Annotated in this window: 22 protein-coding genes; 14 read left to right on the top strand and 8 right to left on the bottom strand. The window is 40.0% G+C overall.

Going from position 1 to position 18454, the window contains the following annotated elements; all coding sequences use genetic code 11:
- The first annotated feature begins 57 nt into the window (after positions 1-57).
- Positions 58-1140: a trypsin-like peptidase domain-containing protein gene (locus tag H5089_RS02775; protein ID WP_024595792.1), complete on the top strand. Its 1083-nt coding sequence runs from the start codon at positions 58-60 to the stop codon at positions 1138-1140.
- Between the two features lie 86 nt (positions 1141-1226).
- Here H5089_RS02775 and murA read toward each other — a convergent pair whose 3' ends face one another.
- From murA to H5089_RS02740, 7 genes are read right to left on the bottom strand one after another with little or no spacing between them, the layout of a single operon-like run.
- On the bottom strand, positions 1227-2486 hold the full coding sequence (gene murA / locus H5089_RS02770) for a UDP-N-acetylglucosamine 1-carboxyvinyltransferase (RefSeq protein ID WP_002957954.1): 1260 nt from the start codon (positions 2484-2486) through the stop codon (positions 1227-1229).
- A gap of 13 nt (positions 2487-2499) precedes the next feature.
- Positions 2500-2757: a BolA family protein gene (locus H5089_RS02765; RefSeq protein WP_002957953.1), complete on the bottom strand. Its 258-nt coding sequence runs from the start codon at positions 2755-2757 to the stop codon at positions 2500-2502.
- A 5-nt stretch (positions 2758-2762) separates the two neighbouring features.
- Positions 2763-3056 carry a lipid asymmetry maintenance protein MlaB gene (locus H5089_RS02760; protein ID WP_002957952.1) on the bottom strand — a complete coding sequence of 98 codons (294 nt, stop codon included), beginning with the start codon at positions 3054-3056 and terminating at the stop codon, positions 2763-2765.
- Positions 3049-3729, bottom strand: coding sequence for a phospholipid-binding protein MlaC (locus H5089_RS02755; RefSeq protein WP_039485391.1), 681 nt, complete (start codon positions 3727-3729; stop codon positions 3049-3051). Before H5089_RS02755 ends, H5089_RS02760 begins: the two co-directional genes overlap by 8 nt.
- A 5-nt stretch (positions 3730-3734) precedes the next feature.
- Positions 3735-4283, bottom strand: coding sequence for an outer membrane lipid asymmetry maintenance protein MlaD (gene mlaD, locus H5089_RS02750; RefSeq protein WP_002957950.1), 549 nt, complete (start codon positions 4281-4283; stop codon positions 3735-3737).
- Between the two features lie 13 nt (positions 4284-4296).
- Positions 4297-5076, bottom strand: a complete 780-nt coding sequence (gene mlaE, locus H5089_RS02745) for a lipid asymmetry maintenance ABC transporter permease subunit MlaE (protein ID WP_002957949.1) — start codon at positions 5074-5076, stop codon at positions 4297-4299.
- A complete protein-coding gene (locus H5089_RS02740; protein WP_080945050.1) occupies positions 5076-5891 on the bottom strand; it encodes an ATP-binding cassette domain-containing protein in 816 nt (271 codons plus the stop codon). The genes mlaE and H5089_RS02740 overlap by 1 nt, the downstream gene beginning before the upstream one ends.
- 255 nt (positions 5892-6146) lie before the next feature.
- Between H5089_RS02740 and H5089_RS02735 the strand changes: the two genes are divergently transcribed.
- The 13 genes from H5089_RS02735 to H5089_RS02675 all read left to right on the top strand — a co-directional run bounded on the left by H5089_RS02735 (position 6147) and on the right by H5089_RS02675 (position 16069).
- Positions 6147-7115 (top strand): calcium/sodium antiporter, encoded by a 969-nt coding sequence (locus tag H5089_RS02735; protein WP_182692636.1) that lies wholly within the window; start codon positions 6147-6149, stop codon positions 7113-7115.
- Positions 7116-7118: 3 nt separating this feature from the next.
- Positions 7119-8090 carry a KpsF/GutQ family sugar-phosphate isomerase gene (locus tag H5089_RS02730; RefSeq protein WP_182711541.1) on the top strand — a complete coding sequence of 324 codons (972 nt, stop codon included), beginning with the start codon at positions 7119-7121 and terminating at the stop codon, positions 8088-8090.
- A complete protein-coding gene (kdsC, locus tag H5089_RS02725) occupies positions 8091-8642 on the top strand; it encodes a 3-deoxy-manno-octulosonate-8-phosphatase KdsC (protein WP_007580311.1) in 552 nt (183 codons plus the stop codon).
- The gene (gene lptC / locus H5089_RS02720) at positions 8639-9193 is read left to right on the top strand and encodes an LPS export ABC transporter periplasmic protein LptC (RefSeq protein ID WP_002957944.1); all 555 of its coding nucleotides are present in this window, start codon (positions 8639-8641) and stop codon (positions 9191-9193) included. Before kdsC ends, lptC begins: the two co-directional genes overlap by 4 nt.
- Positions 9183-9728, top strand: a complete 546-nt coding sequence (gene lptA, locus H5089_RS02715; RefSeq protein WP_002957943.1) for a lipopolysaccharide transport periplasmic protein LptA — start codon at positions 9183-9185, stop codon at positions 9726-9728. Before lptC ends, lptA begins: the two co-directional genes overlap by 11 nt.
- Entirely contained in the window at positions 9725-10450 is a 726-nt protein-coding gene (gene lptB, locus H5089_RS02710; protein WP_002957942.1) for an LPS export ABC transporter ATP-binding protein, read from the top strand. Before lptA ends, lptB begins: the two co-directional genes overlap by 4 nt.
- 69 nt (positions 10451-10519) lie before the next feature.
- Entirely contained in the window at positions 10520-12019 is a 1500-nt protein-coding gene (locus tag H5089_RS02705; protein ID WP_002957941.1) for an RNA polymerase factor sigma-54, read from the top strand.
- A 26-nt stretch (positions 12020-12045) separates the two neighbouring features.
- Positions 12046-12333 carry a ribosome hibernation promoting factor gene (hpf, locus tag H5089_RS02700; RefSeq protein WP_007580301.1) on the top strand — a complete coding sequence of 96 codons (288 nt, stop codon included), beginning with the start codon at positions 12046-12048 and terminating at the stop codon, positions 12331-12333.
- A gap of 4 nt (positions 12334-12337) precedes the next feature.
- Positions 12338-12790 carry a PTS IIA-like nitrogen regulatory protein PtsN gene (gene ptsN, locus H5089_RS02695; RefSeq protein ID WP_024595797.1) on the top strand — a complete coding sequence of 151 codons (453 nt, stop codon included), beginning with the start codon at positions 12338-12340 and terminating at the stop codon, positions 12788-12790.
- An 18-nt stretch (positions 12791-12808) separates the two neighbouring features.
- The gene (gene rapZ / locus H5089_RS02690) at positions 12809-13654 is read left to right on the top strand and encodes an RNase adapter RapZ (protein ID WP_002957938.1); all 846 of its coding nucleotides are present in this window, start codon (positions 12809-12811) and stop codon (positions 13652-13654) included.
- 42 nt (positions 13655-13696) lie between these two features.
- Entirely contained in the window at positions 13697-13969 is a 273-nt protein-coding gene (locus tag H5089_RS02685) for an HPr family phosphocarrier protein (RefSeq protein ID WP_002957937.1), read from the top strand.
- 131 nt (positions 13970-14100) lie between these two features.
- Positions 14101-15459: a magnesium transporter gene (mgtE, locus tag H5089_RS02680; protein WP_002957935.1), complete on the top strand. Its 1359-nt coding sequence runs from the start codon at positions 14101-14103 to the stop codon at positions 15457-15459.
- A gap of 202 nt (positions 15460-15661) precedes the next feature.
- The gene (locus tag H5089_RS02675) at positions 15662-16069 is read left to right on the top strand and encodes a protein disulfide oxidoreductase (protein WP_259396033.1); all 408 of its coding nucleotides are present in this window, start codon (positions 15662-15664) and stop codon (positions 16067-16069) included.
- Between the two features lie 169 nt (positions 16070-16238).
- Here the strand turns inward: H5089_RS02675 and H5089_RS02670 are convergent, their stop codons facing one another.
- A complete protein-coding gene (locus H5089_RS02670) occupies positions 16239-18416 on the bottom strand; it encodes a YgiQ family radical SAM protein (protein ID WP_182694728.1) in 2178 nt (725 codons plus the stop codon).
- Positions 18417-18454: the final 38 nt, after the last annotated feature.

Here is an 18454-nt window from a genome sequence, read left to right as displayed (position 1 = left end):
CTGTTATTTTTTTTATGTCATCATAAAGAGATTGCTCACTTACATAATAAGAAAACTGTGCTGAAATTAATAAAATTTATTCTTCCCCCTTTATTTGCAGGTCTAAGTATTGCTTTTTTAGTGGTTTTTTTCAGCCCTAATATGCGAGCCGCCTTACTTCCTAATGTTCCCCTTCCAAGCGCGATGAGTGCGAGTCACCTGAGTTTTTCTGATGCAGTTAAACGAGCAGCTCCTTCTGTAGTTACTATTTTTTCAGAAAGCATTTCCAAAGAACCTCGTTATAAAAGAAAAAACACGGTACAAGAGCTAGGCTCTGGCGTCATTATGTCGCAAGACGGTTATATTCTTACTAACTACCATGTTGTGAATAATGCAGACCAAATTATGGTTATCTTAACCGATGGCCGACGCTTTTTTGATGTGCAACTAATTGGTTTTGATACCATTACTGATTTAGCCTTACTTAAAATCAATGCAGATCACCTCCCGGTGATTCCCGTAAACGATAGCTATGTATCAAATGTAGGCGATGTTGTACTTGCTATAGGCAACCCGCTTAACTTAGGGCAAACAATCACTCAAGGCATTATTAGTGCAACGGGTAAGCAAAAAATTACAGATAGCCCTTACAATAACTTATTGCAAATGGATGCAGCTATTAACGTGGGCAACTCCGGCGGCGCATTAGTCAATTCCAATGGTGATTTAGTCGGCATTACTTCTGCACAATTTAAAACGCGTGAGAACTTGAATATTCAAGGAATATTTTTTGCGGTTCCTTACTCACTTGCTAAAAAAGTGATGGGTAAACTCATTCGTCACGGTCGGGTTGTGCGCGGCTATTTAGGCTTTGAAGGCACAGCAGTAGATAGTACGGGTAAAGAAGTAAACGACAGCCTAACGCCGGTTACCGGCATGCGTATTACTAATTTAGACCCTTTGGGGCCAGCATGGCAAGCAGGCATTGAAGAGCAAGATATCGTCATTAAAATTGCAGGGCTTTCGGTAGCAAACCCACAAAAAGTGCTTGAAAAAATAGGTAATACGGAGCCCGGTAAAGAAATAGAATTTGAGCTATACAGAGATGGCAAAATAGAAAAAATCATGGTGGTGGTAGCTGAGCTTGAAACAAAGCTTTAAAAAAGAGTAATACCAATCGTCAATAAAAAGGTCGGATAGCAATTTGCGTATCCGACCTTTTTTAAATAGCTTAACTAGTTATCTACTTAGCTACTTCTACGTTTAATGTTTGCACCCAACGCACTTAGCTTATCTTCAATGCGCTGATAGCCTCTATCAACGTGATAAATACGGTCAACAACCGTTTCACCCTGTGCCACTATACCCGTTAAAATTAAGCTAGCTGAAGCGCGTAAATCGGTTGCCATCACTTGCGCACCCGTTAAGCTTTCAGTCTCACCACAAATTGCGGTATGCCCTTCTAAACGAATATTAGCGCCCATACGCTGCAACTCTGGTACATGCATAAAACGGTTTTCAAAAATCGTTTCTGTGATCGTTGCACTACCATTTGCTACTACATTCAATGCTGTAAACTGAGCTTGCATATCCGTAGGAAAACCTGGGTGTGGAGCTGTTTTAATATTCACGGCTTTAAGTTCTCGGCCGCGCATATCAAGATAAATACTATCGTTATGTACTTCTAGGTGCGCATTCGTAGCACGTAGCTTTTCAATCACAGGCTCAAGAGAATGAAAGTCTGTATTTTTACAAAGTACTTCACCGCCAGCCATTGCTGCTGCGACTAAAAACGTCCCAGTTTCAATTCGGTCAGGTAAAATACTGTGTTCACAGCCAGCTAAACGCTCAACGCCTTCAACTTCAATGCGGCTAGTACCTGCACCTGTGATTTTAGCGCCCATAGCAATTAGGCAGTTAGCTAAATCAATTATTTCAGGCTCGCGTGCCGCATTATCAAGTATGGTTTTACCATCAGCGAGGGCCGCTGCCATTAATAGGTTTTCGGTAGCGCCTACACTTACCATTTCCATAAAAATTTCAGCGCCTTTTAAGCGACCATTAACCTTGGCATTAATATAACCATTTTCAACGTTTATTTGTGCGCCCATGCGCTCCAAACCTTGAATATGGATATCAACAGGGCGAGCACCAATAGCGCACCCACCAGGTAAAGACACTTGAGCCTCACCAAAACGTGCAACTAGAGGGCCTAATGCAAGCACAGAGGCGCGCATTTGCTTTACTAAGTCGTAAGGCGCTAATGTTTTATTAACCGTTGCACCGTCAATTACTAGCGTATCGCCCTGCCAATTAACATCTGCACCTAAAGTTTTTAATAAGGCTTCAGTGGTCACTATGTCGCGAAGACGCGGTACATTAGTAAATATACTTTTACCATCAGCTAATAGTGAAGCAAATAAGATAGGAAGTGCGGCATTTTTAGCGCCCGAAATAGTCACTTCACCAGCAAGTGAAGTGCCACCTTGAATTACAAATTGATCCATTAGGAGGCCCTAGTTATTGCGGTAAAATGAATTTTTGTTCACGCTTCCACTCTACAGGAGTAAATGCACGAATAGATACTGCGTGAATTGTCCCATCTGAAATTGTATTCATTAATGGACCATAAACTAGCTGCTGCTTTTTAACTCGGCTTAAACCGTCAAAGCATTCGCCTACTGCAACAACTTCATAATGACTACCATTGGCTTTTACATGTACTTCAGCTAATTGAAGTTCTTCGCGTAATAATGTTTCGACTTGGCTAGTTTCCATAACTCTCACTCAAATAGGGTTGTAACCTGACCCAATTGCATTAAATTTTGCAATTGCTCAGGTAGGTTTTGCAATTCAAGGCGAATGCCTTGCTGCTTTAATTCTGCAAAAGAGTGAATTAACCAAGCTAAGCCTGCTGTGTCAACCCTTGATACTCCACTTAGGTCGAAATAGATGATTTTATGCTTAGTTAATAACTTATTGTTCAGAAGCTGTTCATCGCCAATTGAATTTCGAGTAAGCTCACCGCTTACTCCAAAATGTTGTCCATCAACTTGGCTTATTGCCAATTTAGTCATTCGAGTTACTGCCTCTAAACTGAACTGGTAGCTGACTCTTTTGCTCTAAAAGGTTACTTACATTATCAATACCTTGCTGACGCAAAATACCTTGCAGCTCGCTTTGCTTTGCATCCAGTAAACTAATACCTTCGGCAATCATATCGTACGCGCGCCATTCACCGTCGCGGTCTTCGCGTACTTTAAAATCGATTCTGATATCAGGTTTACCGTCTTCAATAATTTTAGTCTTAACAACAACGACGTCTTTACCTTTAAACGCTTGCTCTGCACCAAACTCAACTTTCTGGTTTGTGTATTGAGTAAATACACCTGCATAAGTAGCAACTAAGTACTCTCTAAATACACCAATAAAGCGTTGAATTTCTTTAATTGCTTTGGCCTTTTCAGCCTCGTCGGTAATTGCACGAACTTTAGATACTTCACTGCCAAGTACACGAAGTGCTGCATATTTATAGTCGATATAAGGCATTAATTCTTCTTCGACTATTACGCGAAGGTATTCCTGATCTTTAACAATTAATGGCTGATCTTTTTTAATGCGCGCAAATGTATTATCGGCAACTTGGCGTACCATTTTATTAGGATCGACTAATTTCACATCTGCTGCACTTACGCTTTGAGTTAGCGTCATTGTGCCAATTGCTACAATAGCTAAAAACTTTTTCAACATAATAATTACTCACTACCTTGGTTGAATAAAAACTGCCCGATTAATTCTTCAAGTACAATGGCAGACTTAGTATCAGTGATTGAATCGCCATCACCTAGTGCTTTACTTTCCACACCAAATAAATCGTCAATTGCTTCATCTTGCTTGTTTTCTGTCACTGTTTCGCCTAAACAACGTTGCTTAGCAGAATCTGGAGAAATTACAGGGTGAATACCTAAGTACTGCTCACCTAAAATACCCGACGTTAAAATAGAGATTGAGCTTGTGTCTGAAAAACGACATAAGTACTGTGCGTCAATGGTCATATTAACGACTGGTAAAAACTCTTGTGGGTGAACATAAATTGATTCAACACGGCCAATTACAACACCACCTACTTTTACTGGCGCACGCGCTTTTAACGAGCCGATGTTTTCAAACTTGGCATTAAGCGTATATGTTTCGCCAGAGCCACTAATACCTGAATTGGCAACTTTAAGTGCAAGCATCGCAAAAGCTAAAATGCCAAGTGCTACAAAAAAACCAACTAAAATTTCTAATTTCCGTGAATTCATTATCTATACCCTATTAGCTGGTAAACATTACCGCTGTCAAAATAAAGTCAAAACCTAAAACTGCTAATGACGAATGAACAACCGTTTCGGTGGTTGCTTTGCTGATCCCTTCTGAGGTCGGCACACAGTCATATCCTTTATAAAGCGCAATCCAGGTCACCACTATGGCAAATACAAAGCTTTTAATAATACCGTTTAGTATGTCTTGCTGAAACGACACTTGCGATTGCATGATTGACCAAAAACTACCTGTATCAACCCCCAGCCAATCTACCCCCACTAAATGAGCGCCTATAATTGCTACAGCTGAAAATATCAATGCAAGCAATGGCATGCTTATAAAACCCGCCCAAAAGCGCGGTGCAATAATACGTTTTAGCGGATCGATTGCCATCATCTCAAGTGATGAAAGTTGCTCTGTTGCTTTCATTAAGCCAATTTCAGCTGTCAAAGCGCTACCTGCGCGTCCTGCAAATAATAATGCAGTAACAACCGGGCCTAGTTCTCGCAATAAGCTCAGTGCCACTAACGGCCCTAAACTATCCTCAGCGCCATAACCAACCAATACGGTGTAACCTTGTAAAGCCAACACCATACCGATAAACAAACCCGACACCATAATAATGAGTAACGATTGCGAACCAACCATATAGAGCTGGCGAACAAGTAACGGTGTGCCTTTTTTAAAATTAGGAACATGCGCTAATGCACTAAACAGCATATAAGCAGAACGACCAAGGGCCGCAAAGCGTCCTAGCGTTTTATGTCCTAGCTTTTGAAATAAATCCAACATTATGCTTTTTCTCCAAGTAGTTCGTCTGCATAAGCCTGAGCCGGAAAATGAAATGGTACAGGACCATCCGACAAGCCTTTTAAAAACTGTTGAACTAAAGGAGATTCATGATTACGCATTTCATCTGGAGTACCAGAACCAATTACCCCTTGATCGGCGATAATTATAACGTGTTCGGCAATACTCATTACCTCTGTTACATCGTGCGTCACGATTAAAGACGATAAACCTAATACTTCGTTGAGCGACTTAATTAGCTTAACCAATACGCCCATCGAAATAGGATCTTGCCCTGCAAATGGTTCATCGTACATGATTAGCTCTGGATCAAGTGCTATAGCGCGTGCAAGTGCAGCACGCCTTGCCATACCGCCGGATAACTCAGATGGCATTAAATCTTTAGCGCCACGTAGTCCAACCGCTTGCAGTTTCATTAACACAACTAATCGAATCAGGTCTTCACTTAGCTTTGTGTGCTCTCTTATAGGAAACGCGATATTGTCAAATACCGACATATCAGTAAACAACGCACCACTTTGAAAAAGCATACTCATTTTAGTACGTGCTTCGTATAACTCTTTACGAGACATTTTAGGAATGCTGCCACCTTCAAATAAAATATCACCTGAATCTGGTTTAAGCTGACCACCAATTAAACGCAACATAGTGGTTTTGCCAATTCCGCTTGGCCCCATAATCGCAGTAATTTTACCTTTAGGAACGCTAAAACTCATATTTTTATATATGGTTCTATTGCCTCTCGAAAAGCTAACATCCTTGACTTCTACTATTGATTGCGACAAGTCGCTCTCCATAAAAATGTTCACTAGTGCCCCTATTTTAAAGCTTTTTTGTCAAAGATGGAAAAAACAATTCGTAAGATTTTGTAATACACCCATGAAAAGGATTATAAGACTCGCTCAAAACAGCTTAACCCCGGCTTAAATTTTTAAATTAGCTGTTTAAAAGCAACATTGTTACCTAGTTGACCTTACTCTTTTATTTATACTTTCATCTTGGCTTTTGTTACTATTCGCGCCATCCGTATTTTGTATAACTGGCTTAACACAATGGTTACCTCGTTTGTTATTTTAATTCTTGGTTTTGCAGCTCTTGTTTGGAGTGCCGATAGGTTTGTTTATGGGGCTGCGGCTCTTGCTAAAAACTTTGGTGTACCTACACTTATTGTTGGTTTGACCGTTGTAGCCATGGGCTCTTCAGCCCCTGAAATGATGGTTTCAGCCTCTGCCGCTTTGGCTAACAAAACCGACACAGCCGTTGGCAATGCTGTTGGCTCTAATATTACAAACATTTTACTTGTGTTAGGTATCACTGCTCTATTTCGCCCTCTTTCAGTTTCATCTAGTACGTTAAAACGTGAAATGCCATTAGTGATGCTCGTATCTTTAGCTACTTGGTATGTGTTCTCAGATAACTACTTTTCATTTAGTGAAGGTGTTGCGCTTTTAGTTGGCTTTATCGTATTCATCGGTGGGTTAATCATTGTATCTATGCGTGCAAAAAACCAAGATGACCCATTTGTCTCAGAAGCCTGCGACGATGTACCAAACGATGTACCTACTAAAAAAGCGGTATTTTGGTTAATTGTCGGCATGGTACTCTTGCCGGTTAGTTCTCATTTTTTAATCGGCTCAGCTGTTGATATTGCTAAATACTTCGGCTTAAGCGACTTAGTCATTGGTTTAACAATTATTGCCATTGGTACTAGCTTGCCTGAACTTGCCGCCTCGGTTGCAGGTGTACTTAAAAATGAAGATGATTTAGCACTAGGTAATATTGTTGGCTCAAACATATTTAATATTTTAGCTGTATTACCTCTAGCAGGTATTATTAATCCTTCAGCAATTGATCCATCGTTAGTAAGCCGAGATATATTAATTATGATTGGTGCAACACTTGCTCTTATTATTATGTCATTGAACTTTAGAGGCACCCAGCGTATCAATAGGGTAGAAGGCGGCTTATTGCTAATAGCGTTTTTGGGTTACCAAGGGTATATTTTTAGTCAAGTAGGGTAAATGATGGCAACGCTAAACTTTATTGAACAAGGCCTTCGCGTTTTAGATGTTGAGCGCCAAGCACTTAGTGATATTGCACAATATGTAGATGAAAATTTTCATAACGCGTGCCAATTAATGTACGACTGTGAAGGCCGTATTATTGTTATTGGCATGGGAAAATCAGGCCATATTGGCAATAAAATAGCGGCAACCCTTGCAAGCACTGGCAGCCCTGCGTTTTTTGTTCACCCTGGTGAAGCAAGTCATGGTGATTTAGGTATGATCACTAAAAATGACGTGGTTATGCTTATTTCTAATTCAGGGGAAACCAGCGAAGTTTTAAATATCATTCCGGTTTTAAAACGACTTGGTGCCAAAATGATAGCGATGACTGGCAATACACAATCAACAATGGCAACCCTTGCTAATGTACATGTGTGCATTAAAGTAGAAAAAGAAGCTTGCTCATTGGGTCTAGCCCCTACATCAAGTACCACTGCAACGCTTGCGATGGGCGATGCCATGGCAGTTGCATTATTAGAAGCTCGCGGCTTTACAGCTGATGACTTCGCGCTATCTCACCCAGGTGGTAGTTTAGGCAAGCGCTTATTACTTACTTTAAAAGATGTTATGCACAGCGGCGCAAATACACCTATTATTGATATTTCACAAACAGTTAAAGATGCTCTAATAGAAATGTCAGCTAAAGGATTAGGTATGACAGCCATTGTTGATGAAAATCAGCAACTCGTAGGGTTATTTACCGATGGTGACTTACGTCGCATTTTAGAACAAAGAATTGATATTCATACAACACAAATAGATGTTGTTATGACTAAGTCATGCACTACAGCTACGCAAGATATTTTAGCCGCTGAAGCGCTCAATATTATGGAACGTAAACGTATAAATGGCCTAATCGTCGTCAATGAGAAAAACCAACCTATTGGCGCATTAAATATGCAAGACCTATTAAAAGCAGGAGTGTTATAAATGCAATTTGAAGAACTCTATCAACCGCTGAGCGATGATGCAAAAGCACGCGCTAAAAAAGTAAAACTACTTATATGCGATATTGATGGTGTATTTTCTGATGGCCGTATTTACCTTGGCAATCAAGGTGAAGAGCTAAAAGCATTTAATACAAAAGATGGTTTTGGCATTAAAGCACTTATAAACAGTGGCTTTGAAGTAGCTGTTATTACTGGTCGTCATTCACAGATAGTACAACAACGTATGAGCAGCTTAACCGTACAGCATATTTATCAAGGCCAAGAAAATAAGCTCATTGCCTATCAAGAATTAAAAGATAAACTCAACCTTAGCGATGAACAAATTGCTTATATTGGTGATGACGGTCCTGACATGCCTGTTATGGAGTTAGTAGGCTTTGCCGTTGCAGTAAATGATGCCCACCCTCTTATTAAGCGTTTGTCACATTATGTAACGCAAATGCCTGGTGGTTTTGGCGCTGTGAGAGAACTCACCGATTTGCTCATGCTTGAAAATGGTAAAGCATTGACTACACAAGGTACTAGTTCATGAATGCAGCGCGCATAATATTAAGCGTTTTATTCATTAGCTGTATGGTTTGGCTTTGGTACCCTTATTTTACACAAACAAATATTGTGCCTCAGGCTGAGCCTGAAGTTGTTGCTAAGCCTGATTACATAGCTATTGAGCTCAAACAGACAGCCTATGATGAGCAAGGTAAAATTAGCCACAAAGTCACTGCGGCTAAAATGGAGCTATACCAGCAATTAGGTTTCACGTTTTTTGAAAAACCCATTTTTACTTTATATAACGAGCAACAAACGTGGCAAATAAATGCAGACGAAGCAACATTATATGAAGATAAACAATTAATTTTAGAAGGTAATGTGGTTGCCAAAAATTTAACCGATAACGCCATGATAGACAAAATCAATGCTGATAATATTCAGGTTGATATAAAGTTATTAACAATGCGTTCGGAGCAACCCGTCATTATCACTGGACCCAATTTAAAAATCACCGGTAAAGGCCTAGAAGCCGACTTGAAAACCGAAGTGATAAAACTAATTAACCATACGCGAACCATATATTATGACCAATAAAATATTAAAATCACTTATCATTCCTACACTTATACTAGCGTTTAATAGTAGTGCTGCAGAGCAAAACACGCAACCTGCTGCCAATCAAATTTCAATAAGTGCCGACAAGCAAGAAGGTCAATTGAAAGCTAATGTGGGTATTTTTGAGAAAAACGTTGAGATTATTCACGGTAATCGCCGCATTACAGCCGATCGCCTCGAAGTACACAAACGTGATGAACTTGGTGATAATAAACAATTATTAATTGCCACAGGCAGCCCTGCGCACTTTGAAGAAAAGCAATCAGACGGCACGACTATGAGCGCCAGTGCTGACGAAGTACGTTATGATGTATCTAAGCGTTTTTTAACGCTTGTTGGTAATGCACAAGTATCGCAAGCCGGACAAAAAATAAATGCTAAAAGCATTACCTACGACATAGAGCAGCAGCTCATCAGTGCCGAAAAAGATGAAAACTCAACTGACCGCGTTCACACAATTTTAGTACCGATCGAAACTAAAAAAAGTAAAAAAGGCGATAAAGGTCAACCATGAGCACATTAAAAGCAGAACTATTGGCAAAAAGCTATAAAGGTCGTGAAGTTGTAAAAAACGTCGGCCTTGAAGTACAAGCTGGCAGTATAGTTGGCTTACTTGGCCCTAACGGTGCTGGTAAAACAACGACTTTTTATATGATTGTAGGGCTTGTTCCTAGCGACAAAGGTAAAATATCTATTGATGATAACGATATTACTCTTTTACCTATGCATAGTCGTGCTAGATTAGGCATAGGCTACTTACCACAAGAGTCATCGATTTTTAGAAAGCTGACTGTTTATCAAAACTTAATGGCCATTTTAGAAACGCGCAAAGAACTAAATAAACAAGCCAGAGAAGACACGCTCAATAACTTATTAGATGAATTTAGCATACAACACATTCGTGATAGCCAAGGTATGGCATTATCGGGGGGAGAACGTCGTCGTGTAGAAATAGCACGAGCGCTGGCAGCAGATCCTAAATTTATATTACTGGATGAACCGTTTGCCGGTGTTGACCCTATTTCGGTATTAGATATAAAGAAAATAATAGAACATCTTAAAAATCGTGGGATTGGTGTATTAATTACCGACCATAACGTAAGAGAGACCCTTGATGTTTGTGAAAAAGCCTACATTGTTTCTCATGGGGAGCTGATTGCATCAGGTACTCCAGAACACGTATTAAATGATAAAACAGTACGCGATGTTTACTTAGGCGAGCAATTTAGGCTGTAACATTTACGCCATGTCTTTAAGCATCTGCTAGTATTAATTATAACAACATAAAAGGATTGTTAGAGATACATGAGGCAATCACTACAGCTGCGCATGGGCCAGCAACTTACAATGACTCCACAGTTGCAACAAGCTATTCGTTTGTTGCAACTCAGTACATTGGATCTCCAGCAAGAAATACAAGAAGCTCTCGACAGTAATCCACTATTAGAGGTTGAAGAGGCAGACTATTCCGAAGACGCTGCTGGTAAAAACGAGCAAAAAGCTGATACCGATGACATAACTGTTAGCGCATCTGCTGATGATGCTCCGAGCGAATACGAACAAGATACTGGTGAAGCACTTGCAAAAGACACGCTAAGTGACGACATGGCTATGGATGTCAGTTGGGATGAGTACATGAGTGCCGCTCCTGCAGCCTCATCAGGTCCAATGCCTGAAGACGAATCAATATACCAAGGCGCCTCTACTGAAACGCTCCATGAGTATTTAATGTGGCAATTACAACTAACGCCATTTAGCCCTACAGACGAAGCTATTGCTATTGCTATTGTAGAAGCTGTCGATGATTCAGGTATTTTAACACTAAGCTGCGAAGAGATTTTAGAAAGCTTTAATCAAGAAAACGAAGATGATAACGAAGTCGAACTTGATGAAATTGAAGCGGTATTAAAACGCATCCAACTGTTTGATCCTGTTGGTATTGCTGCACGTAGTTTACAAGAGTGTTTGTGTATTCAGCTTAATCAATTTGATAAAGAAACACCTTATATTAATGAAACGAAAATGATTTTAACCGAGCATATTGATCTATTAGCAGCTCGCGACTATCGTACATTAATGAAAAAAACTAAGCTCAAAGAAGAAGAGCTTAAAGAAGTAATGACACTAATACATACTCTCAACCCAAAACCTGCAGATACTATTGTAAGGGAAGAATCTGAGTATGTTATTCCTGATGTGTCAGTTAAAAAAATTAAAGGCCGCTGGGTTGTCGAATTAAACCCAGATAGCATGCCTAAAATTCGTGTTAATAGCCAATACGCAGCAATGTCTCGCACTGTAAAATCAAGTGGCGACAGCCAGTTTATTCGCTCACATTTACAAGAAGCTAAATGGTTTATTAAAAGCTTAGAAAGTAGAAACGACACGCTATTAAAAGTTACTAATTGTATTGTTAAGCAACAACAAGGCTTTTTTGAACATGGCCCTGAAGCCATGAAACCAATGGTTTTAAATGATGTTGCTGAAATGGTAGAAATGCACGAATCGACAATTTCTCGCGTAACTACTCAAAAGTACATGCATACACCCCGTGGTATATTTGAGCTTAAATATTTTTTCTCAAGCCATGTAAGTACTGAAAACGGTGGTGAATGTTCATCTACAGCAATACGTGCGCTTATCCGAAAATTAATCGCAGCAGAAAACTCAGCAAAACCATTGAGTGATAGCAAAATAGCGGATATATTGGCTGAGCAAGGAATTAAAGTAGCGAGACGTACAATCGCAAAATACCGCGAATCTCTTGCTATTCCACCGTCAAATCAGCGTAAAAGTCTGATTTAAGACGCTAAACTAAGAGGGTAATGCTTATGCAACTAAACTTAACTGGTCGTCACGTAGAATTAACCGATTCACTAAGAGACTATATTAATACTAAATTTGCGAAGCTTGAAAGACACTCTGATCATATTAATAATGTTCATGTCATTCTCGATGTAGAAAAATTAAATCAAAAAGCAGAAGCCACAATACACGTAAGCGGTGCTGAGCTATTTGCCTCTACAGAACATCAAGATATGTATGCCGCTATTGACTCGTTGATCGACAAGCTCGATCGCCAAGTAATCAAACACAAAGAGAAGCTTGCTCGACACTAATATGATGAAATTAAGTTCACTTATATGCCAGGACTGCAGCAAAGCTGCGGTCCTTTTTAATAGCAAAAAAAGAATTTTAGAGTTCATTAGCGAACTTGCTCACGACAAACTTCCGTATTTACCGCAACAAGATATTCTTAATGCTTTAATGAGCAGAGAGAAATTAGGTAGTACAGGTATAGGACGTGGCATTGCTATTCCTCATGGAAGAATGAGCGGTGCAGAAGAGCCTTTGGCTTTAGTGCTCGTTAGCGAAACTCCAATAAACTTTGATGCAATCGATAATCGCCCTGTTGATATTTTTGTCGCACTCATCGTACCAGATGGCGATAACCAGCAGCACTTAAAGACTCTAGCAACCATTGCTGATAAACTAAACAACAAAGATTTTTGTAAACAGTTACGCAGTGCAAAATCTGATACTGAGCTTTACCAAGTTATTGTCGATCAATCATAGTTTTATAAAGGGTGTTAAATGGAGTTAATTATCATAAGCGGCCGTTCTGGTTCTGGAAAGTCGGTTGCTTTGCGCGTTGTAGAAGATTTAGGTTATTATTGCGTAGATAATATTCCAGTAAACCTACTACCTTCATTAGTTCGCAGTGTGTCTGATAGCTACGATAAAATTGCTGTTAGCATAGATGTGCGCAACATACCTAAAGAACAAGATGAATTTAACGATATTCTTGAATACTTACCAGGCTTTGCAAACCCTACGTTATTTTATTTAGATAGTGACGATCAGACATTGATCAAACGCTTTTCTGAAACACGCAGATTACACCCACTATCAATAGACTCGTTGCCTCTTGATTTAGCCATCAAAAAAGAAAAAGAATTACTTGATGTATTAACCACTCGCGCCGACTTTATGATAGATACGACTGATTTAAGTGTTCATCAACTCGCTGAATCTATTCGTGAAAAGATTTTAGGTAAAAAAGATAAGCAACTGATTGTCACATTTGAATCATTTGGCTTTAAACACGGTATACCAAAAGAAGCAGACTACGTATTTGATGCACGCTTTTTACCAAATCCACACTGGGAACCAGAGTTGAAGCCTTTAAATGGGTTAGATCAACCGGTTAAAGACTATTTAGCTAATCACAGCATAGTGCAAAAATTCACATGGCAAATTCAAACATTTGTACAAACGTGGTTACCGCATTTAGAAAGAAATAACCGCAGTTATTTAACCATTGCTATTGGGTGTACAGGCGGGCAACATCGCTCTGTGTATTTAGCGCAAACTATCGGTGAAAGTTTTGCAATGACACATCCCAATGTAAAAATTCGCCATCGCGAGCAAGAAAAATAATATAGCTGAATAATCACCTGTTCAGCTTAGGTAGAGTAAGTTATGCATTGTGAAGATACCTTTTTAATAAAAAACAAATTAGGCTTACACGCCAGAGCAGCTACTGTGCTTGCGCAATTAGCAGTACAATTTGATGCGACAATCACATTATTCCAAGATGACAAAGAAGCAGCAGGCGATAGCGTACTTGCATTAATGTTACTTGAAAGTAGCCAAGGAAAAGAAGTTAAAGTTGTTTGTAAAGGCCCTGATTCTGAGCAAGCTTTACACGCTGTTGGAGAATTAATAGCACAACGCTTTAATGAACAAGAATAATCTGTTTTATAAAAACAATATTCGCATTACTAGTGCTTCAATTAAAACAGATATATAAAATAAATAGGTTAGTAACGCCAGTTAACTCACCTCCCCCCATAAAGTAATATAACAATTTATAAAGGACGCCAATGCCAGAAGCTTTTGAACAAGATTATCCACTACAGCAACTAAAGCAGGTGACGAAGTCACTCAATAGTGGTCAATTTGTTCAAGTTAGGCGCATGCTCGCAAAAACGGCTCCTTGTGATACCGCATTATTATTAGAATCATCACCGCATAAAATTCGCCGACTGCTTTGGCAATTGGTCGATCCTGATGTGCAGGGTGATGTTCTTGAAGAATTATCTGAAGATGTTCGTTTAGGCATTATTGCCCAAATGGAACCTAAGCACATTGCCGCCGCAACTGAAGACATGGGCCACGATGACTTAGGTGAAGTATTACGTAGCCTGCCAGATACCGTCTATAAAGACGTTGTTAGCGCGATGGACATTCAAGACCGTGAACGTGCCACGCAAGCACTGTCATATCAAGAGCGTTCAGCAGGTGCGCTAATGAACACCGATACGGTGACCATTCGCCCTGATGTAACACTCGATGTTGTACTTCGTTATATTAGACTGCGTGGTGAGTTACCAGAGGGTACAGATGATTTATATGTTGTTGATAAACATAACTGCTTTATAGGCGCTTTATCGCTGAGTACATTATTAACTAATCCGCCAGAAAAAATTGTCCGCGATTTAATGGATGAAGATTGTGAGTCTATCCCAATCTCAATGGATGAAAGTGAAGTAGCGCAATTATTTGAGCGTCATAATTGGATATCGGCCCCAGTGGTGGACGATAACGACCAACTCCTCGGTCGTGTTACTATCGATGACATCGTTGATGTAATCCGAGAAGATGCCGAGCATAGCTTATTAAGCCTAGCCGGTCTTGATGATGAAGAGGATACATTCGCGCCAGTACTAAAAAGCTCTAAAAAACGCTCAGTTTGGCTAGGAGTTAACTTACTAACCGCACTTGCAGCTGCTTTTGTAGCTAGCTTTTTTGAAGGCACTTTAGATGTTCTCCCTATTTTGGCTGTGCTTAACGGTATTGTCCCTTCTATGGGTGGTGTTGCTGGTAGCCAATCATTAACGCTTGTTATCCGTGGTATTGCAGTAGGTCATATAAACCAAACAAACCAACGTTTCTTGATGATGAAAGAACTGGCCATTGGCGCGCTAAACGGTATTTTGTGGTCACTATTAATTGCGGGTGTTATTGCGCTATGGCAGTGGGACTTTATGCTTGGTGGCGTACTCGCCTTCGCTATGTTTATGAACTTAGTTGTGGCAGGTGTTGCTGGTGCAAGTATTCCAATAATTCTTAAAAGAATGAATATAGACCCTGCTCTTGCAGGGAGTGTGGTGCTAACCACAGTGACTGATATTGTTGGTATATTCGCCTTTTTAGGTACTGCTACATGGTTGCTGATATAAATTAAACGCTTTAAAAGTAAAAAACTACAGCAAAAATAGTTAGGGTAAATCAGTAGCTATGGCAACGGATACCAAACATAAAAATGACATACCTAAAAAAACGCTAAAACAAAAAAGCGTATCCATATTAAAAAGTGTACTGGTATATAGCTCTATATTTTTCGTCATTTATACCGCCGTCAATTGGTGGCGGCAACCTGTCATGCCAGCAAATCCTCAATTACAATTAATCGACTATAAAGGGCAAAACATTAATTTAGCAGCAATGAGCCAAGATAAACCCACGCTTGTGTATTTTTGGGGAACTTGGTGTCCTATTTGTAGTATTACCTCCCCTGCCATAAACGAACTCGAAAACGAGAATAAATACCCTGTTGTGAGCATCGCGATAAAATCAGGCTCTGATCAAGAGCTGCATGATTATTTAAATGAGCAAGGCTACAGCTTCAGTACTGTTAACGATCAACACGGGGAGATATTTTCCGATTGGCAGGGACAAGTCACGCCATCTTATATAATCTTAAAAGATAATAAAATGACGCAAGGACTCACCGGCATTCAGCCGTTATGGTCACTTAAATTGCGTTTGTGGTTATCATCAATGCTTTAAAAAAAAGCTAAACTTAGCACAGGATATCTAAAGAGAGGGGGCTCTAAAACCTCACTCTTTATCACCTACAATAATATAGATAATAAAGAGCAAAGCTGACTTAATTTACGTATACAAAAGCTAAAAAACGCGTACCGCAATTAGCCTTATCTATTAGCGAATAAAATTACTAACGTGTGCTTTGACGATTACCGCCCACTTTTGGCTTAGTGTTTGCCTTTTTAAATTGGCTAAAACCAGTATGTCGCGTTAGTGCCGGACGCCCACCTTTTTTACCACCTTTACCTGATTTTTCATCGCGCCCTTCTTCTGGCACTAAACAGTTAGGCCCTTTACCAATTAAATTAGCTTTACCCATTTTACGTAAAGCTTCACGTATCATTGGCCAACCAGCTGCATCGTGGTAGCGTAAAATAGCTTTATGTAATCTACGTTGGCGTGCGCCTTTAGGTACTGGAACAACTTCTGAGTTGTTTTTTATATTACGTAAAGAGTTCATCTCTGTATGGTAAATAGTCGTCGCATTAGCCATAGGTGATGGGTAAAAATTTTGTACCTGATCAAGCTTAAAGTCGTTTGATTTAAGCCATAAAGCCATGTTTACCATGTCTTCATCTTTTGTACCTGGGTGAGCAGATATAAAGTAAGGAATTAAATACTGCTTTTTACCGGCTTCTTTAGAGTACTTATCAAATAGTTCTTTAAATTGATCGTACGCTCCCATACCTGGTTTCATCATTTTTGATAATGGACCATCCTCTGTATGCTCTGGCGCTATTTTTAAGTAACCGCCTACATGGTGCGTTACTAATTCTTTAACGTAACGCGGGTCGCGTACAGCTAAATCGTAACGTACACCTGAAGCAATCAATACCTTTTTAATACCCTTAACTTCACGTGCTTTTTTATACAAATCTATTGTTGGCGTATGATCTGTATCCATGTGTTTACAAATATCTGGATACACACATGATAAGCGTCTACAGGTACTCTCGGCCTTTTTGCTCGTACAGCGCAGCTTATACATATTCGCCGTTGGGCCACCTAAATCAGAAATAACACCAGTAAAGCCGGGAACTTTATCTCTAATTTGTTCAATTTCTTCAATAATAGATTCTTGTGAACGACTTTGAATAATGCGCCCTTCATGTTCTGTAATTGAGCAAAACGAACAACCACCAAAACAGCCACGCATAATATTAACAGACGTTTTAATCATATCGTAAGCAGGGATTTTAGCATCACCATAACTTGGGTGAGGAATACGCTGATACGGCAAACCAAATACAGCATCCATTTCATGTGTTTCTAATGGATATGCTGGCGGGTTTACCCAAATAGAGCGATCGCCATGTCGTTGGTAAAGCGCTCTTGCACAACCAGGGTTTGTTTCTTGATGTAAAATTCTCGAGGCATGGGCGTATAAAGGTTTGTTAACACTTACTTGCTCATAAGCAGGTAACTTAACATAGGTTTTTTCCCACGGCTTAGGACGTGCAGGCTGAACCATGATTGGTTTTGCCGCTTCTGCTTTTAAATCAATACCCGCTTGTTTAAATTCAGATTTACTACAGCCAACATCATCCGCGCCATATGGGTTTGGAATAGGGTCTATTTTACCAATTTTATCAATAGCGGTAGAATCACTGCCACGCCAACCAGGTAGAGGCTCTTTTCGAATAACAGCCGTGCCGCGAATATCCTGAATCGTATCCATCGTTTCACCCGCCGCAATACGGTGTGCAACTTCAACTAGCGGGCGCTCTGCGTTACCGTAAATTAAAATATCGGCTTTTGCATCAAACAAAATACTACGACGTACTTTTTCCTGCCAATAGTCGTAATGAGCAATACGGCGAAGGCTGGCTTCAATACCGCCAATAACAATTGGGATACCTTTGTATGCTTCACGGCATTTTTGCGAGTAAATCATCACGGCGCGATCTGGGCGCTTACCGCCAACGTTATTAGGCGTGTAAGCATCATCGTGGCGCATGCGTTTTTCCGCTGTATAGCGGTTGATCATCGAATCCATGTTGCCGGCTGTTACACCAAAAAATAAATTCGGTCTGCCGAGCTCCATAAATGCATCTTTAGAGTCCCATGCAGGTTGGGCAATAATCCCCACTCTAAAGCCTTGCGCTTCAAGTACACGGCCAATTACAGCCATACCAAAACTAGGATGATCAACGTACGCATCGCCACTAATTATTATTATGTCGCAACTATCCCAGCCAAGTGCATCCATTTCTTCACGTGTAGTTGGTAAAAATGGCGCGGTGCCATAACATTCAGCCCAGTATTTAGGGTATGAAAATAAGGCGCGCTTAGCTTTGAGTGTGCTCATAATTGTGGCCGTAGAATAACAAAAGGCGCGAATTATAC

The sequence above is a fragment of the Pseudoalteromonas sp. SR45-1 genome, assembly GCF_014163655.1.
GTDB classification, from domain to species: domain Bacteria; phylum Pseudomonadota; class Gammaproteobacteria; order Enterobacterales; family Alteromonadaceae; genus Pseudoalteromonas; species Pseudoalteromonas distincta.
Note: the sequence above shows the minus strand (reverse complement) of the source record. Positions and strands in the feature narration are given on the sequence as shown.

What these genes read in the sequence shown, in the direction of transcription:
- murA (WP_002957954.1), bottom strand. Translation starts at nt 2,486, where the DNA reads ATGGATCAATTTGTAATTCAAGGTGGCACTTCACTTGCTGGTGAAGTG.
- H5089_RS02765 (WP_002957953.1), bottom strand. Translation starts at nt 2,757, where the DNA reads ATGGAAACTAGCCAAGTCGAAACATTATTACGCGAAGAACTTCAATTA.
- H5089_RS02760 (WP_002957952.1), bottom strand. Translation starts at nt 3,056, where the DNA reads ATGACTAAATTGGCAATAAGCCAAGTTGATGGACAACATTTTGGAGTA.
- H5089_RS02755 (WP_039485391.1), bottom strand. Translation starts at nt 3,729, where the DNA reads ATGTTGAAAAAGTTTTTAGCTATTGTAGCAATTGGCACAATGACGCTA.
- mlaD (WP_002957950.1), bottom strand. Translation starts at nt 4,283, where the DNA reads ATGAATTCACGGAAATTAGAAATTTTAGTTGGTTTTTTTGTAGCACTT.
- mlaE (WP_002957949.1), bottom strand. Translation starts at nt 5,076, where the DNA reads ATGTTGGATTTATTTCAAAAGCTAGGACATAAAACGCTAGGACGCTTT.
- H5089_RS02740 (WP_080945050.1), bottom strand. Translation starts at nt 5,891, where the DNA reads ATGGAGAGCGACTTGTCGCAATCAATAGTAGAAGTCAAGGATGTTAGC.
- H5089_RS02735 (WP_182692636.1), top strand. Translation starts at nt 6,147, where the DNA reads ATGGTTACCTCGTTTGTTATTTTAATTCTTGGTTTTGCAGCTCTTGTT.
- H5089_RS02730 (WP_182711541.1), top strand. Translation starts at nt 7,119, where the DNA reads ATGGCAACGCTAAACTTTATTGAACAAGGCCTTCGCGTTTTAGATGTT.
- kdsC (WP_007580311.1), top strand. Translation starts at nt 8,091, where the DNA reads ATGCAATTTGAAGAACTCTATCAACCGCTGAGCGATGATGCAAAAGCA.
- lptC (WP_002957944.1), top strand. Translation starts at nt 8,639, where the DNA reads ATGAATGCAGCGCGCATAATATTAAGCGTTTTATTCATTAGCTGTATG.
- lptA (WP_002957943.1), top strand. Translation starts at nt 9,183, where the DNA reads ATGACCAATAAAATATTAAAATCACTTATCATTCCTACACTTATACTA.
- lptB (WP_002957942.1), top strand. Translation starts at nt 9,725, where the DNA reads ATGAGCACATTAAAAGCAGAACTATTGGCAAAAAGCTATAAAGGTCGT.
- H5089_RS02705 (WP_002957941.1), top strand. Translation starts at nt 10,520, where the DNA reads ATGAGGCAATCACTACAGCTGCGCATGGGCCAGCAACTTACAATGACT.
- hpf (WP_007580301.1), top strand. Translation starts at nt 12,046, where the DNA reads ATGCAACTAAACTTAACTGGTCGTCACGTAGAATTAACCGATTCACTA.
- ptsN (WP_024595797.1), top strand. Translation starts at nt 12,338, where the DNA reads ATGAAATTAAGTTCACTTATATGCCAGGACTGCAGCAAAGCTGCGGTC.
- rapZ (WP_002957938.1), top strand. Translation starts at nt 12,809, where the DNA reads ATGGAGTTAATTATCATAAGCGGCCGTTCTGGTTCTGGAAAGTCGGTT.
- H5089_RS02685 (WP_002957937.1), top strand. Translation starts at nt 13,697, where the DNA reads ATGCATTGTGAAGATACCTTTTTAATAAAAAACAAATTAGGCTTACAC.
- mgtE (WP_002957935.1), top strand. Translation starts at nt 14,101, where the DNA reads ATGCCAGAAGCTTTTGAACAAGATTATCCACTACAGCAACTAAAGCAG.
- H5089_RS02675 (WP_259396033.1), top strand. Translation starts at nt 15,662, where the DNA reads ATGCCAGCAAATCCTCAATTACAATTAATCGACTATAAAGGGCAAAAC.
- H5089_RS02670 (WP_182694728.1), bottom strand. Translation starts at nt 18,416, where the DNA reads ATGAGCACACTCAAAGCTAAGCGCGCCTTATTTTCATACCCTAAATAC.